12 protein-coding genes and 3 tRNA genes are annotated in these 14261 nt (G+C 66.6%); 6 read left to right on the top strand and 9 right to left on the bottom strand.

Annotated elements, in window-relative coordinates:
• The first annotated feature begins 52 nt into the window (after positions 1 to 52).
• The 3 genes from LC060_RS11460 (at position 53) to LC060_RS11450 (ending at position 4663) form a co-directional block, all read left to right on the top strand.
• Positions 53 to 3577, top strand: coding sequence for an error-prone DNA polymerase (locus LC060_RS11460; protein ID WP_226635675.1), 3525 nt, complete (start codon positions 53 to 55; stop codon positions 3575 to 3577).
• Between the two features lie 86 nt (positions 3578 to 3663).
• Positions 3664 to 3864: a hypothetical protein gene (locus tag LC060_RS11455; RefSeq protein WP_226635673.1), complete on the top strand. Its 201-nt coding sequence runs from the start codon at positions 3664 to 3666 to the stop codon at positions 3862 to 3864.
• Between the two features lie 61 nt (positions 3865 to 3925).
• Positions 3926 to 4663 carry an extensin family protein gene (locus tag LC060_RS11450; protein ID WP_226635666.1) on the top strand — a complete coding sequence of 246 codons (738 nt, stop codon included), beginning with the start codon at positions 3926 to 3928 and terminating at the stop codon, positions 4661 to 4663.
• Positions 4664 to 4733: 70 nt separating this feature from the next.
• On the opposite strand, the gene LC060_RS11445 is transcribed toward LC060_RS11450, so the two are convergent.
• The 4 genes from LC060_RS11445 to recJ form a co-directional block, all read right to left on the bottom strand.
• Positions 4734 to 4809 (bottom strand) — tRNA-Glu (locus LC060_RS11445).
• A 32-nt stretch (positions 4810 to 4841) separates the two neighbouring features.
• Positions 4842 to 4917 (bottom strand) — tRNA-Glu (locus tag LC060_RS11440).
• A gap of 39 nt (positions 4918 to 4956) precedes the next feature.
• Positions 4957 to 5032: transfer RNA gene (locus LC060_RS11435), tRNA-Glu, on the bottom strand.
• 106 nt (positions 5033 to 5138) lie between these two features.
• Positions 5139 to 6935 (bottom strand): single-stranded-DNA-specific exonuclease RecJ, encoded by a 1797-nt coding sequence (gene recJ / locus LC060_RS11430; protein WP_226635664.1) that lies wholly within the window; start codon positions 6933 to 6935, stop codon positions 5139 to 5141.
• Between the two features lie 83 nt (positions 6936 to 7018).
• On the opposite strand from recJ, the gene LC060_RS11425 reads away from it, so the two are divergent.
• The 3 genes from LC060_RS11425 to LC060_RS11415 all read left to right on the top strand — a co-directional run bounded on the left by LC060_RS11425 (position 7019) and on the right by LC060_RS11415 (position 9004).
• Positions 7019 to 7513 (top strand): flavodoxin family protein, encoded by a 495-nt coding sequence (locus LC060_RS11425; protein WP_226635662.1) that lies wholly within the window; start codon positions 7019 to 7021, stop codon positions 7511 to 7513.
• Between the two features lie 121 nt (positions 7514 to 7634).
• Positions 7635 to 8411, top strand: a complete 777-nt coding sequence (locus LC060_RS11420; RefSeq protein WP_226635660.1) for a hypothetical protein — start codon at positions 7635 to 7637, stop codon at positions 8409 to 8411.
• Positions 8408 to 9004, top strand: a complete 597-nt coding sequence (locus LC060_RS11415; RefSeq protein WP_226635659.1) for an AHH domain-containing protein — start codon at positions 8408 to 8410, stop codon at positions 9002 to 9004. The genes LC060_RS11420 and LC060_RS11415 overlap by 4 nt, the downstream gene beginning before the upstream one ends.
• On the opposite strand, the gene LC060_RS11410 is transcribed toward LC060_RS11415, so the two are convergent.
• From LC060_RS11410 to ilvN, 5 genes are all read right to left on the bottom strand, one after another.
• Positions 8959 to 9855 carry an NAD(P)H-dependent flavin oxidoreductase gene (locus tag LC060_RS11410; protein ID WP_226636523.1) on the bottom strand — a complete coding sequence of 299 codons (897 nt, stop codon included), beginning with the start codon at positions 9853 to 9855 and terminating at the stop codon, positions 8959 to 8961. The two genes, LC060_RS11415 and LC060_RS11410, sit on opposite strands and share 46 nt — an antisense overlap.
• A 243-nt stretch (positions 9856 to 10098) precedes the next feature.
• A complete protein-coding gene (leuA, locus tag LC060_RS11405; RefSeq protein WP_226635657.1) occupies positions 10099 to 11772 on the bottom strand; it encodes a 2-isopropylmalate synthase in 1674 nt (557 codons plus the stop codon).
• A gap of 289 nt (positions 11773 to 12061) precedes the next feature.
• Positions 12062 to 12439 carry an I78 family peptidase inhibitor gene (locus tag LC060_RS11400; protein ID WP_226635655.1) on the bottom strand — a complete coding sequence of 126 codons (378 nt, stop codon included), beginning with the start codon at positions 12437 to 12439 and terminating at the stop codon, positions 12062 to 12064.
• Positions 12440 to 12578: 139 nt separating this feature from the next.
• Entirely contained in the window at positions 12579 to 13649 is a 1071-nt protein-coding gene (gene ilvC, locus LC060_RS11395) for a ketol-acid reductoisomerase (protein WP_226636521.1), read from the bottom strand.
• A gap of 82 nt (positions 13650 to 13731) precedes the next feature.
• Positions 13732 to 14250 (bottom strand): acetolactate synthase small subunit, encoded by a 519-nt coding sequence (gene ilvN / locus LC060_RS11390; RefSeq protein ID WP_413465110.1) that lies wholly within the window; start codon positions 14248 to 14250, stop codon positions 13732 to 13734.
• Between the last annotated feature and the right edge of the window lie 11 nt (positions 14251 to 14261).

Raw genomic sequence — 14261 nt, 5'->3', positions numbered from 1 at the left:
AATGAGAACATATAAGGAACATTTGTTCCTTTCGTGATTGCGTTCGTTTGCCATGCCCGAAGCTCCGCTGACCCCTGACCGCCGCCGCGTGACTGTCGACCCTGACAGCGTGGAGCCACCTGCGCGCAGTTCCTTTGTGGAGCTGGGTCTGGTGAGCTGCTTCTCGTTCCTGCGCGGAGCCTCGGATGCGGTGAGCCTGGTCGAGACCGCGTACGAGCTGGGCTACGATGCCATCGGCATTGCCGATGTGAACTCGATGGCGGGCGTGGTGCGCATCCACGCCGAGGCGCATGCGCTCAAGCTGCGCCCGGTCATCGGGTGCCGGATCGAAACCGTCGAGGGGCTGACCTTCCTTGCCTATCCGCAGGACCGTGCGGCCTATGGGCGGCTCTGCGCGCTGATTTCAGCCGGGCGCATGGGGACGCTGGACGGGGAATGGCAGGACAAGGGCGTGTGCGAGATTTCGCTGGCGATGCTGGCCGCGCGGGGGGAGGGTGTCCACCTTGTGCTGGTGCCTCCGCGCGACCTGGAGGAGCGTTTCACGATTGCCGTGGAAAGCAACGTGGTTGCCCTTGGGGGGGAGAGCGCGCAGGCCCCGGCGTTGCTTGAACGCACAGGTGCGCTGGATGAGCTGCTGCCCGACCTTGCCGTCCACCTCCCCGGGCTAGGCCACATTGCCGCGTGCTATCTCCATGTCGGGGATGATGTGGCGCGGATCGCGCAGCTCGACGCGATGGCACGTGGGTCAGGGCTTTCGCTGCTCGCCACCAACGACGTGCTGTATCACGCGCCCGAGCGCCGCCCGCTCCACGACGTGATGACCGCGATCCGCCACCGGACTACCGTCGCACGCGCCGGATTGGCGCTGGAGCCCAATGGCGAGCGGCACCTCAAGTCTCCCGCCGAGATGGAGCGGCTCTTTGCGCGCTGGCCCCACGCGATCCGCGCCGCGCGTGACCTCGCCGATGCCTGCACCTTCAGCCTGGAGGAACTGCAGTACGAGTACCCCGAGGAGATCTGCCCCGGAGGGCGCGATCCGCAGGCGCAGCTTGAGCTCCTGACCTGGGAGGGGGCGGCCCGGCGCTACCCCGAAGGTACACCCGAGGCGGTGGACGCCACGTTGCGCCGCGAACTCGCGCTGATCGGCAAGATGGGGCTGGCGCGCTATTTCCTGACGATAAAGGACATCGTCGACTTCGCGCGCGGGCAGGAGCCGCCGATCCTGTGCCAGGGGCGCGGATCGGCGGCCAATTCGGCGGTCTGCTACTGTCTCGAGATCACCGCGGTCGATCCGGCCAAGCACGCGCTCCTGTTCGACCGCTTCATTTCCGAGGAGCGCAAGGAGCCGCCCGACATCGACGTCGACTTCGAGCACGAGCGGCGCGAGGAGGTGATCCAGTACATCTACCGGCGTTACGGCCGCCACCGCGCGGGGCTGTGCGCCACGGTCATCCACTACCGTCCGCGCATGGCGATCCGCGAGGTGGGTAAGGCGATGGGCCTGACCGAGGACGTGACAAGCGCGCTCGCGCGCACCGTCTGGGGTGGCTACGGCAAGGAGATAGGCGAGAAGCACGTCCACGAGACGGGCATGGACCTTACCGATCCGCACTTGCGGCGTGTTCTCAAGTTGACCGAACAAATGATTGGTATGCCTCGTCATTTGTCGCAGCATGTGGGCGGCTTTATCCTCACTCAGGGGGCGTTGAGCGAAACCGTGCCGATCGGCAACGGGGCCATGGCGGACCGCTCTTTCATCGAGTGGGACAAGGATGACATCGACGCGCTGGGCATTCTCAAGGTCGATGTCCTGGCGCTTGGCATGCTCACCTGCATTCGCAAGTGCCTGGACCTGCTGGGGGCGCACCATGGCCGCGACCTGACGCTGGCCACGGTCCCGCGCGAGGACCCGGAGACCTATGCAATGCTGCGCAAGGGAGATTCGCTGGGCGTGTTCCAGGTGGAGAGCCGCGCGCAGATGAACATGCTTCCGCGCCTGCGCCCGCGCGAATTCTACGACCTTGTCATTCAGGTCGCCATCGTGCGCCCCGGCCCCATCCAGGGCGACATGGTCCATCCCTACCTCAAGCGGCGGCGCGGGGAGGAGGCGGTGGCAATCCCCGCGCCCGCGCCCGAGCATGGCCCGCCGGACGAGTTGACCAGTATTCTCGCGCGCACGCTGGGGGTTCCGATCTTCCAGGAGCAGGCCATGAAGATCGCGCTTGATGCCGCGAAGTTCTCCAGCGCCGAGGCCAACCGGCTGCGCAAGGCCATGGCGACCTTCCGTTCGCGCGGGATGGTCCACGAGCTGGAGGACATGATGGTCGGGCGCATGGTCGCGCGTGGTTACGATCTCGATTTCGCCGAGCGCTGTTTCAACCAGATCAAGGGCTTTGGCGAATACGGCTTTCCTGAAAGCCACGCGGCGAGCTTTGCGCACCTCGTCTACGTGTCGAGCTGGCTGAAATGCCATTTCCCGGCGGCCTTTGCCGCCGCGCTCCTCAATTCGCAGCCCATGGGCTTCTACGCGCCCGCGCAGATCGTGCGCGATGCGCGTGAGCACGGGGTGGAGGTGCGTGCCGTCGATGTGAACCACTCGCACTGGGACTGCACGCTGGAGGGCTCTCCCCGGGACGGTGGACGTGTCGCGCTGCGGCTGGGCCTGCGGCAGATCGACGGTTTTCCCGAGCATGCGGCGGCCAAGCTGGTGGCCGCGCGCTCTGCCGGAGGGGCCTTTACGGACGTTGCGGCCCTGCGCGAGCGGGCGCATCTGGGGCCCGCCCTGATCGAGAAGCTGGCCTCGGCCGATGCCTTCTCCTCGCTGTCGCTGCCGCGCCGCCAGGCCTTGTGGGAGGCGCGCAGCCTGATCGCCGCGCCCGACCTTCCGCTCTTCGCGGCGGCGGCGGCCCGCGACGAGGGGGCCGAGACATCGCCCACACGCCTCCCTGGCATGCCTCTCAGCGAGGAAGTGGTCGCCGACTACCAGACCCAGCGCCTGAGCCTGAAAGCGCATCCCATGGCCTTCCTGAGGGCATCCCTGGCCGAACGCGGCTTCGTACGCTGCGCGGATCTGCGCGCACGCAAGTTCCGCGCGATGGTCAAGGTCGCGGGCGTGGTCCTCATCCGCCAGCGTCCGGGAAGCGCCAAGGGCGTGTGTTTCATCACGCTGGAGGACGAGACGGGCGTGGCCAATATCGTGGTCTGGCCCGATCTCATGGAGAAGCAGCGCCGCGTCATCATGGGCGCGCGCGTCATGGAAGTGCGCGGGCGGGTCGAATACGACGACGAGGTGATCCACGTCATCGCCGCGCACCTTACCGACGCGACGCAGGACCTGCACCGCCTGTCCGAGGACCTTCTGCCTGCCTCTCCGGCGCGCGCCGATCATGTGTCCCACCCGCTGCCGAGCCGCGCCGAGCAGATGGACAGGGCCGGGGCTCGGGGCAGCGAAGAGGGGGAGGCCTTCGCGCCGGTCGAGCCCTGGCGGGCGCCGGGGCCGGGCAATCGCGATTGCGGCTACAATCGCAGCCACCCGCGCGATGTCCGCGTGATCCCCAAGTCACGCGACTTTCATTGAATTTCGCTATCGTTCGCTATGTATTTGCACGACGTTAACCACTTGGGCGCATGTCTAGCCGGGGAACTGAAGGAGGAGATTGCGACGTGGCGCTTATCAAGGCGTTCTTTCCGGCCGGGCTGCTGACATGGGTGGTGGCCGGTATTCTGGGCTCGCAGGGCATGCGTGGCGGTGTGCTCCTGCTCGAGCGTGCGTCGATTGACGGTCATGTCTTCTTCTGGTCCTGGCCCCTGTTCCTGGCTGCAACCGGCCTGTCCTGGTTCGTTGTGGCCATGCTGAGCGACTGAGAGAGCGACCCAAGGGGGCTGCGGGCGGGAGCAAAGCGGCGCGACACGGCTTGTAAGGGCCATGTCCTCGTTTCTTGGCCGCTTGCCTCTCGACCGGATTGCCCTCGTTCTCCTGGCGCTGGTGTGCCTTGTGGCGGCAGGGCTGGCCTGGCTCGCCGATCATCCCGAACATGATCCGCGTGTGCCGCTGACGCTTGACCAGCCCGAGGGCTGGGCCACGGGGTTCAAGCTCGCGGCCCTGCGTGACGATCCCAGGGCATGTATCGCGTTTCTGGAACGCAGCGCCATCGTTCCTGACATCCTGCCCGCCACCGGCGACGGTGCATGTCGGCGCGAAGATCGCCAGCAACTGGCCTCGGTCTCCGCCTTGGGGTTTGGGCTACGCCCCTCCACGGCGCAGACGACCTGCGCGGTCGATGCGGCCTTTGCGCGCTGGCTGCGCCATGGCATCGAACCGGCGGCGCGCGCGCATCTGGGGCAGGGTGTCGCCCGGATCGAGCACATGGGAACCTACAACTGCCGACGGATCGGTGGCGGCGAGCAGGGCAACTGGAGCGAGCACGCCACAGGCAACGCCATCGACATTGCGGGCTTCGTCCTGGAGGATGGCACGCGTATCACCTTGCTCGATGACTGGGACGAAGAGACCGGCGGCAAGGCGGCGTTTCTCCACGCGGTGCGCGATGCGGCCTGCGGACCCTTCGCGACCGTGCTTTCGCCTGATTACAACGCGGCGCACGCCAATCACCTGCATCTGGACCAGGCGCAGCGTACGATGGGCGCTACGGCCTGTCGCTAGGACGAGGTATCACGAAGGTGAGGGGAAGGGCTGATGCGCCCGGACCGGCGTTTCTTGCCGGAAGAAGAAGTGGTGACCCCTACGGGACTCGAACCCGTGTTTCAGCCGTGAAAGGGCCGCGTCCTAGACCGCTAGACGAAGGGGCCACGAAGGCCATGTAAGGCGTTTCAAAAAAGCTTGGTGACCCCTACGGGACTCGAACCCGTGTTTCAGCCGTGAGAGGGCCGCGTCCTAGACCGCTAGACGAAGGGGCCGTTAAGCCATTTTAAAACCTGCCAGGCACAGCACCGGAATGGTGACCCCTACGGGACTCGAACCCGTGTTTCAGCCGTGAAAGGGCCGCGTCCTAGACCGCTAGACGAAGGGGCCAAACCGTGCTGCGCCGGTGGCAGGACCGCGCCTCTAGCGGGGGTCCCATGAACGGTCAACCCCTATCGTTGGCGAAAAATGAAATTCCTGCAAAAATTCTTGAAACTCAGTCGGCAAAGGCGGCGTCTTCGATATGCAGTTCGGCCTGAGGGCGCGGGCCCCAGTCGTCGATCTTGGTGCGTCCGGCGAGCCACAGGCGGCGTCCTTCGCTGCCATGGAGGAGGGCCTGGCCCATGTCGGTCTCGGCCGCGCGGAAGGCCATGGCCTTGAAACGCCCGCCATCCTGTCCGCCCACGATCAGGCGCACGTGGTCCTTGCCCACGACGTCCGCCTTGAACACGCGCACCGGCCCCACGGCCACGCGCGGGCCCGGCCAGCCCATCCCGTAAGGGCCTGCGCCGTCGAGTGTTTCGACGAGGTCGGGCGTCAGGCCGCCCGGCGACAGCGCAAGATCGAGGCGAATCGACTGGCTGGCGCTGGCGCGGGCGACGTCTCCGGCCAACCTGTCGTCGAGCCAGTCGGACAGGGCATCCAGCTTGTCCGGCGCAATGGTAAGGCCGCAGGCCATCGCGTGGCCGCCGCCCGCCACCAGCAGGCCCACTTCGCGCGCGGCAATGATCGCCGCACCCAGGTCCACGCCCGCAATCGAGCGGCCCGATCCCTTGCCATTGCCCGCCTCGTCAGCCTCGAGCGCGATGACGAGTGCAGGTTTGCCGGTCTTCTCCTTGATGCGCCCGGCGACGATCCCGATGACGCCGGGGTGCCAGCCTGCGCCGGCCAGGACAAGGACCGAGCGGTTGTCCTGGCGGGCCAACTGCTCCTCGGCCGCTTCCTGCACGGCCTGCTCGATTGCGCGGCGCTCGTCATTGAGGTGCGAGAGCTGGGCAGCGATCTGCTCGGCCTCGTGCGGGTCGGTGGTGGTGAGAAGGCGCACGCCCAGCGTCGATTCGCCCACGCGCCCGCCGGCGTTGATGCGCGGACCCAGCGCAAAGCCGAGGTCCGAGCAGGTGGGGGCGCGGCTCAGGCGGCTCGCATCGATCAGCGCGGACATGCCGATGTGCTCGCGCCGGGCCATGACCTTGAGCCCTTGCGCTACGAGCGCGCGGTTGAGGCCGTGGAGCGAGGCGACGTCCGCCACCGTGCCCAGGGCGACGAGATCAAGCAGGGCAAAGAGGTCGGGCTCGCGCCTCTCCTGGAAGTAGCCGCGCGCGCGCAGCGTGCGCACGGTGGCGATGGCAAGGAGGAACGCAACGCCCACGGCCGCGAGATTTCCGTGCGAGGCGGCAAGGTCGCTCTCGTCGAGGCGGTTGGGATTGACCAGCGCGACCGTTCTGGGAAGCTCGGGCGAGCACTTGTGGTGGTCGACCACGACGACATCGAGCCCGGCATCCTTCGCCATGGCCAGCGCCTCGTGCGCCATGGCCCCGCAGTCGACCGTGACGACGAGATCGGAGCCTTCCTTGCCCAGGCGCACAAGCGCCTCGCCCGAAGGGCCGTAGCCTTCGAGCAGGCGGTCGGGGATGTAGTACCGGGCCTCGATGCCCAGGCGGCGCAGCAGCAGGATCAGCAGCGCTGCGCTGGTTGCGCCATCGACGTCGTAGTCGCCGTAGACGGTGATCGCCTCGCGCCTCTGGACCGCATCGGCCAGGCGCGCAGCGGCCACGTCCATGTCCTGGAACTCGGACGGGTCGGGCAGAAAGGCGCGCAGCGAGGGATTGCGGTGGCGGTCCAGATCGCTGCGATCGACCCCGCGCGAGAGGAGGAGCTGGGTGACGATGTCATCCTCCAGTCCGCCGGGGCTTCCGAAGCCTTGCGAGATGTCCATGTTTCCCCCACGCCAGAGCCAGGACTTGCCGGTGAGGGAGCGCTCGATGCCGAAAACGGTTGAAGGTCGCGAAGCCATGGCGCTGCGGTTACACGTACCGCGTGGCAACGGTAAAGAGCGTTCACGCCGCCAACACCCCTGCATGAGGAGTACACCCCGCAATGAGCCATCTGGCGATCATCTGGCACAGCCGAACAGGGGCGGCCCGCGCGCTGTCGGAGGCGCTGGAAGAGGGCGCACGTGATGCAGGTGAGGGGGGCGGTGTGCGCCGTATACGGGCCCGCGATGTCACGGCGGACGATATCCTGGAGGCCGGGGCTTATGTTTTCGTGTGCCCGGAGAACCTTGCCAGCGTGACGGGCGAGATGAAGGAGATGTTCGACCAGGCCTACTACCCCGTGCTGGGCCGCATCGAGGGGCGGGGCTATGCGACGGTGATCGCGGCCGGCTCGGACGGACACGGCGCGCAGGCCCAGATCGAGCGGATCGCCACGGGCTGGCGGCTCAAGCGTGTGGCCGAGGGGATGATCGTCAACCTGGGGGCGCAGACGCCCGAGGAGATCCTGGCGCCCAAGATAGTGCCGCAGGCCTCTCTATCGGCATGCCGGGAGATGGGCGAGGCGCTCGCGACAGGGCTTGCCATGGGCGTCTTCTGACCCGTCGTGAGACGAATGCGCGCAAGAGACTCGACGAACGGGGGCCAGTTGTGGCCTATTGGACGAGTAGGCTTGGCTGTGCGCCAATGCGGTTCGGGGGCCCGGGAGGACGGCAAGAGCGGTGGAAGCGAGCGTTTCAACCAGGGCCTGGCCCGTCGCGGACGAGGCCTTTGCGCTTGTCTTCGCGCCTGGAACCCGCCCGGATCTTGCCACCATACGCCGCGTTGTCGAAGAGGGCGGCAACGATGGCCTTGTCGCGCGCCTGAGCCATGAGCCCCCGGCGGAGGAAGGCTGGGTGGAAATCCTGGCAAGCGGCCTGACGTTCGACCTGCGCGGGCTCGCTCCCGCCGAGGCCGAACCGCTGCCGGCTTCGTCCCGGAGATATGGCTTTGCTCCGATGGGCGAGGATGCGCCGACTACGCCGGGCGAAGCCGTTATCCTGGGGCCTGCGGGCCACATTGCCGCCGGAGCGGGACTGGCGCCGGTCATTCGCACTATGGCCGGGCTGGCCGCGAACCTGGCGCTGCATTTGCCGCTCCGGGAAGTCCTCTGGCCTCCGGCCCGCAGTGCGATGGAGCCCGCCTATTTTGCCCGCCTCGTCCTCAACTGGCTGGCGGGCGGGGCTTTTCCGGCGCTGGGGCTGACCTCGCTGGCGCGCGCGCCCGATGGCAGCGTGGCGAGCCAGGGGTTGGCCTTCTTTGCCGGCGCGGAGATGCAACTCGAAGCCGGGACCAAGGACGATCCCGTGGCGGATATCAAGCTGGCGGTGCGGCTGGTCGATTACCTTGTCGCAAACGGCGTGCCTCCGGGCGAGGTGGACGTCTCTATCGGTGCCGAGCAGCTTGTCCTCGAGCCCGCCGGGCAGGGGCGCAAGATCTGGGCGTGGCGTGCTGAATGACCCCGCCCGAGGGTGGTCGACGTAACTTCCTCGCGTTCCGATCGGTCAACCGGCAGAACGCGCCGGGATACGATCCCGCCCTTCAGCGCCATCATCTCCTGCCGCGCCAATTGCTCGCCCGCACCAGTTTTGAGCGCATGTTTCGCGAAATCGGCGATGGTCATGCCCGCTTCGAGGACTTTCGCGAGAACGGCCTGCTGCTTCCCTGCCGCGAGGTGGCGGCGCTGCGGCTTGGGCTGCCGCTCCACCGGGGGCCGCATCGCCGTTACAGCGAACTCGTCACCTTGCGGGTGGGGCAGATCGAGGCGGACTGGGCCCGCCAGCGGAGCCGCGATCCCGCACAGGCGGCACGCCAGGCGCAGATGCGCCTCGCACTTCTGCAGCGGGCCTTGCGGCGCTTCCTGCTCGACACGCGGGTCCAGCGTCCGCTGCTGAACCGCTACGACCCGGCCACACGCGACTTCTCCGAGCTCGATGAGGTAGCAGAAGCCCTCTGGGCGGCCACGCCTGTCCCCGCCGTGCCGCCGGAAAGCGCCGAGCCTGTGGTTCAGGCCATGCCGGTGCGGCCACGCAGACGGATCAGGGCCTCCTGATATTCGCGTTCGAGGCGCTCGGTGCGCGCAGCGACGCTTTCCACGGTCTGGACAGCACCGATCCCTTGCCCGGCGCCCCAGATGTCCTTCCAGGCCTTGGCGGCGGTGTTCCCACCCGAACCGAAGTTCATCTGGCTTCGGTCTCCTTCGGGCAGGTTGTCGGGATCGAGACCGGCCGCCACGATCGAGGGGCGCAAGTAGTTGCCGTGAACGCCGGTAAACAGGTTCGAATAGACGATGTCGGAGGCGGAACCCGCCACGATGGCGTCCTTGTAGCCCTGGACGGCCTGGGCTTCCTCGGTCGCGATCCAGGGGGTGCCGATATAGGCGAAGTCGGCGCCAAGGGCCTGGGCGGCGAGGATGGCGGGACCATTGGCAATCGAGCCGGAGAGGGCGAGGGGCCCATCAAACCAGCTGCGGATCTCCTGAACCAGCGCGAAGGGGGAAAGGCGCCCCGCATGCCCGCCAGCACCTGCGGCGACCGCGATGAGACCGTCCGCGCCCTTGTCCACGGCCTTGCGGGCGAAGCGATTGTCGATCACGTCGTGCAGGACCATCCCGCCCCAGCCATGGACAGCCTGGTTCAGTTCGGCATTGGCTCCGAGCGAGGTGATGACAAGCGGCACCTTCCACTTCTCGAGCACGGCGAGGTCTTCCTCGACGCGGGCGTTCGACTTGTGGACGATCAGGTTGACCGCGAAGGGAGCCTCGCACCCCGTCGTTTCCTCGGTAATCTGATGAAGCCACTCGTCGAGCTGGCTGACGGGCCGCGCGTTGAGCGAGGGAAAACTGCCGACAATGCCGGAGCGCACCTGTGCGATCACGAGCTCGGGGCCGGACACAAGGAACATCGGGGCGGCAATCACGGGCAGGCGCAGCTTGGCGCGAAGACGCGCTGCGGCGCCGCTGTCAGGTCCAGTCACGGGCAATCTCTCTTCCAGAACATGTGCTTTGTCCAAAAGGATAGGCAGGCGGAAGCGGACTGTCGAGATTGCTTTACGTATAGGGAAAGAAAAATCGTCGGCGCGGCATATGAGAAGGGCGGGAAAAGCCTATGCTCTTCCCGCCCTTCTGCGTTTGTCTTGGTAGCAGGATCAGGCGCCCACGGCGTTGGCCGCGCTCAGCACGGCGCGCACGCTGGCGGTCGCCACGTCCTCGTCGATGCCCACGCCCCAGATGACCTGGCCCTCGGGCGTCACGCATTCGACGTAAGCGGCGGCGCGGGCGTTGGAATCCTTGCCCATCGAGTGCTCGGCGTAGTCGCGCACGTCGAGCTTGACGCCGAAGCCCTCATCGAGCGTCGCCACGATCGAGGAGATCAGGCCCTTGCCGCGGCCCGAGACCGACTGTTCCTGGCCATCGACGCCGATCTTGCCAGCAAAGACGCGGGTGCCGTCGCTGCCACGTGCCTCGTCCCAGTCGATGAGCTGGAAACGCTGCGGCGCATCGAGGCGATAGGCTGCGCGGAACACGTCCCAGATGTCACCGGCTTGCAACTCGCGGCCGAGTTCGTCGGCCAGGTTCTGCACGTGCTTGGAGAAGTGCGCCTGCATGCGCTTGGGCAGCTTGAGGCCCTGGTCCTGCTCGATGACCCAGGCAAAGCCGCCCTTGCCCGACTGCGAATTGACGCGGATGACCGCCTCGTAGTCGCGGCCGAGGTCGGCGGGGTCGATCGGCAGATACGGCACGGCCCAGACTTCGTTGTTGCGCGTTTCCTTGGCCGCAAAGCCCTTCTTGATCGCGTCCTGGTGCGAGCCCGAGAACGCGGTGAAGACCAGTTCGCCGCCGTAGGGGTGACGCTCGGGGACCTTGAGCTGGTTGCAGTATTCGACCGTCTGGATGACCTCGTCGATGTCCGAGAAATCCAGCTCGGGGCTGACCCCTTGCGTGTACATGTTCATCGCAACCGTCACCAGGCAGCAGTTGCCGGTGCGCTCGCCATTGCCGAACAGGCAGCCCTCGACACGGTCCGCGCCCGCCATGAGGCCCAGTTCCGCCGCGGCAACGCCGGTGCCCCGGTCGTTGTGGGTGTGCAGCGAGATGACCGCGCTTTCGCGGTTGGGCAGGTTGCGGCAGAAGTACTCGATCTGGTCGGCGTAGATGTTGGGCGTCGCCGCCTCGACCGTGGCCGGCAGATTGAGGATGATCGGGTTCTCGGGCGTGGGCTGGAGAACCTCCATCACCGCCTCGCAGCACTCGATCGAGAAGTCGAGTTCGGCGGTCGAGAAGGTCTCGGGGCTGTACTCCACGTTCCACTTGGTCTGCGGGTACTTGGCGATCTGGTCGCGGATGATCTTCGCGCCGTTGACGGCAATGCCACGCACGTCCTTGCGGTCCATGTTGAAGACCACGTTGCGCCACAGCGGCGAGACCGCATTGTAGACGTGGACGATCGCTTCGTGAACGCCCGCGAGGCTCTCGAACGACTTCTCGATCAGGTCCTGGCGCGACTGGGTCAGCACCTGGACGAGGACGTCCTCGGGGATACGGCCCGAATCGACGAGACCGCGGATGAAATTGAACTCGGTCGCGCCTGCGCTCGGGAAGCCGACCTCGATCTCCTTGAGGCCAACCTTGACGAGCAGGTCGAAGAAGCGGGTCTTCTTCTCCGCGCCCATCGGATCGATAAGGGCCTGGTTGCCATCGCGCAGGTCCGTGGAGAGCCAGCGCGGCGCCTTGGTGATCGTCTGCGACGGCCACTGGCGGTTGGGCAGGTCGATCTGCGGGAAGGGGCGATACTTGACCGAGGGGTCTTTCAGCATTGTCATGGGTGTGTCTCGTTCGGAATTTGTCTTGCTGGCCTTGCGCTGCGCGGATCTGGCGTCCTGCGCGCGTCTTTCTCAGGTCCCCTTGAGCGCCGTGCGCGCTGTCAGGGCAGCACGCAAGCTCACGCCCAAGGGCGCGTAAGTCGCAGGAGAAGGCCAAGACGACGAGTCATGCCAAAGCCTATGGGCACTGCTGCGCGCAATGTAAAGGGCCTGATTGCGCCAAATCCGCACGCCGCGCCGCGCGGCGCGCATCTGTCCGCGTGGCGGCAGAACCGGGCGTGGGGAGAGATCAGCCGCAGCGCATGGTGGTGATGATATTGTCCTCGTCGGTCAGGATATTGAGGCGGTCCTGGCGAAAATCCATGGTCATCACAGAGCCGGGTGGCAGGACGCGCATGGGCTTCTTGCCGCGCGCTTCACGGATCGAGGCAAGGAGAGCTTCCGTGGCCTCTTCGCCGACGTGACGTTCGAACAGCTCGACACCGCACAGCGCTTCCGGCTCAGGGCCGATGGGGGAGGCGTCGCGGGATGCAGCCGGTGTCGGATCGGTGGGGCTTGCGGCCATGTCGGGGCCTCCTTGCGAGGAGGCCGAGCAGGCGGGCAGGGCCATCAGGGGAAGGGCAAGAGCGGCCACGAGGGCGGGGATACGGCGGGTATAGCGTGTCATTCGCGATCCTTCGCAAGGGGCGGCTGAACGGGCGCTGGCTGCGTGTTTGCAGAACCCGAGAAAGCACAGACCCGACCCTGCGCGAACAGGATCGGGTCTGCAAGTGTCGCGATGCGGCGTCCGGTGGGACGCAGCGCGATCAGTTCTTGGTCTTGTCGACGAGGGCGTTGGCGCCGATCCAGGGCATCATGGCGCGCAGCTTGGCGCCGGTTTCCTCGATCTGGTGGCGCTGCGCGGTCTTGCGCGACGCCTTCAGTTCCGGCTGGCCGGCGCGGTTGTCGAGGACGAAGTCCTTCACGAAACGGCCCGACTGGATGTCTTCCAGAACGCGCTTCATTTCCTTCTTGGTCTCTTCGGTGATGAGACGCGGACCGGTCTTGATGTCGCCGTATTCGGCGGTGTTCGAGATCGAGTAGCGCATGTTGGCGATGCCGCCCTCATACATCAGGTCGACGATCAGCTTGAGCTCGTGGAGGCACTCGAAGTAGGCCATTTCCGGCGCGTAACCGGCTTCGACCAGGGTTTCGAAACCGGCCTGGACGAGGGCGGTGGTGCCGCCGCAGAGCACGGCCTGCTCACCGAAGAGGTCGGTTTCGCACTCTTCGCGGAAGTTGGTCTCGATGATGCCCGAACGGCCGCCGCCGACGCCCGAAGCGTAGGCAAGGGCGATGTCGTGGGCGTTGCCCGAGACGTCCTGGTCGACTGCGACGAGGCAGGGCACGCCGCCGCCACGCTGGTATTCACCGCGCACGGTGTGGCCCGGGCCCTTGGGCGCGATCATGATGACGTCGATGTCCTTGCGCGGCTCGATCAGGCCGAAGTGGACGTTGAGGCCGTGGGCGAAGGCGAGCGCGGCGCCCGGCTTCAGGTTGTCGTGCAGGTCGGCAGCGTAGATGGCGGCCTGGTGCTCGTCGGGCGCGAGGATCATGAGCACGTCGGCCCAGGCGGCCGCTTCGGCGTTCGCCATGACCTTGAAGCCCGCGCCTTCGGCCTTCGCGGCCGAAGCCGAACCCGGGCGCAGCGCGATCGCCACGTCCTTGACGCCGCTGTCACGCAGGTTCTGCGCGTGGGCGTGGCCCTGGCTGCCGTAGCCCAGGATCGCGACCTTCTTGGAGGTGATCAGGTTGATGTCGCAATCGGCGTCGTAATAGACTTTCATCTGGCTTTCCTTCTGGTGCTCGGGCGCGTCCTGTGCGGATGGGACGGCCAGCTCGCTTTCGATCCTGCGTCGCGGTTTATCGACCGCCTGCCCGCAATCAAGTGCGGTGCGACGCGAAGTTGGGATTAATTGGTCAGGCTTCCTCGGCGCCGCGCATCATCGCGACGATGCCGGTGCGGCCCACTTCGACAAGACCCAGCTCGCGCATGATGGCAACGAAGCTGTCGATCTTCTCCGGGCTGCCGGTGAGCTCGAAGACGAAGCTGGACGTGGTCGTGTCGACCGCCTTGGCGCGGAACACGTCGGCGACGCGCAGCGCCTCGACGCGCTTTTCGCCCACGCCCGCGACCTTGATGAGCGCGAGTTCGCGCTGCACGTGCGGGCCTGCTTCGGTGAGGTCGACCACCTTGTGCACGGGCACGAGGCGTTCGAGCTGCGCGTGGATCTGGTCGATCTGGCTCGGCGGACCGTGGGTGACGATGGTGATCCGGCTCACCGAGTGGTTCTCGGTGATGTCGGCCACGGTGAGGCTGTCGATGTTGTAGCCGCGTGCGGTGAACAGCCCGGCGATCTTGGCAAGGATACCGGCTTCGTTGTCGACCATGACGGTCAGGACGTGCCGTTCCTCGACCTCTTGCTTAATCTGCATCATTGTCCGTATTC

Origin of the sequence: Novosphingobium profundi, assembly GCF_020524485.1 — a bacterium.
In the GTDB taxonomy this organism is placed as follows: Bacteria; Pseudomonadota; Alphaproteobacteria; order Sphingomonadales; family Sphingomonadaceae; genus Novosphingobium; species Novosphingobium profundi_A.
This window is presented reverse-complemented; position numbering and strand designations above follow the sequence as displayed.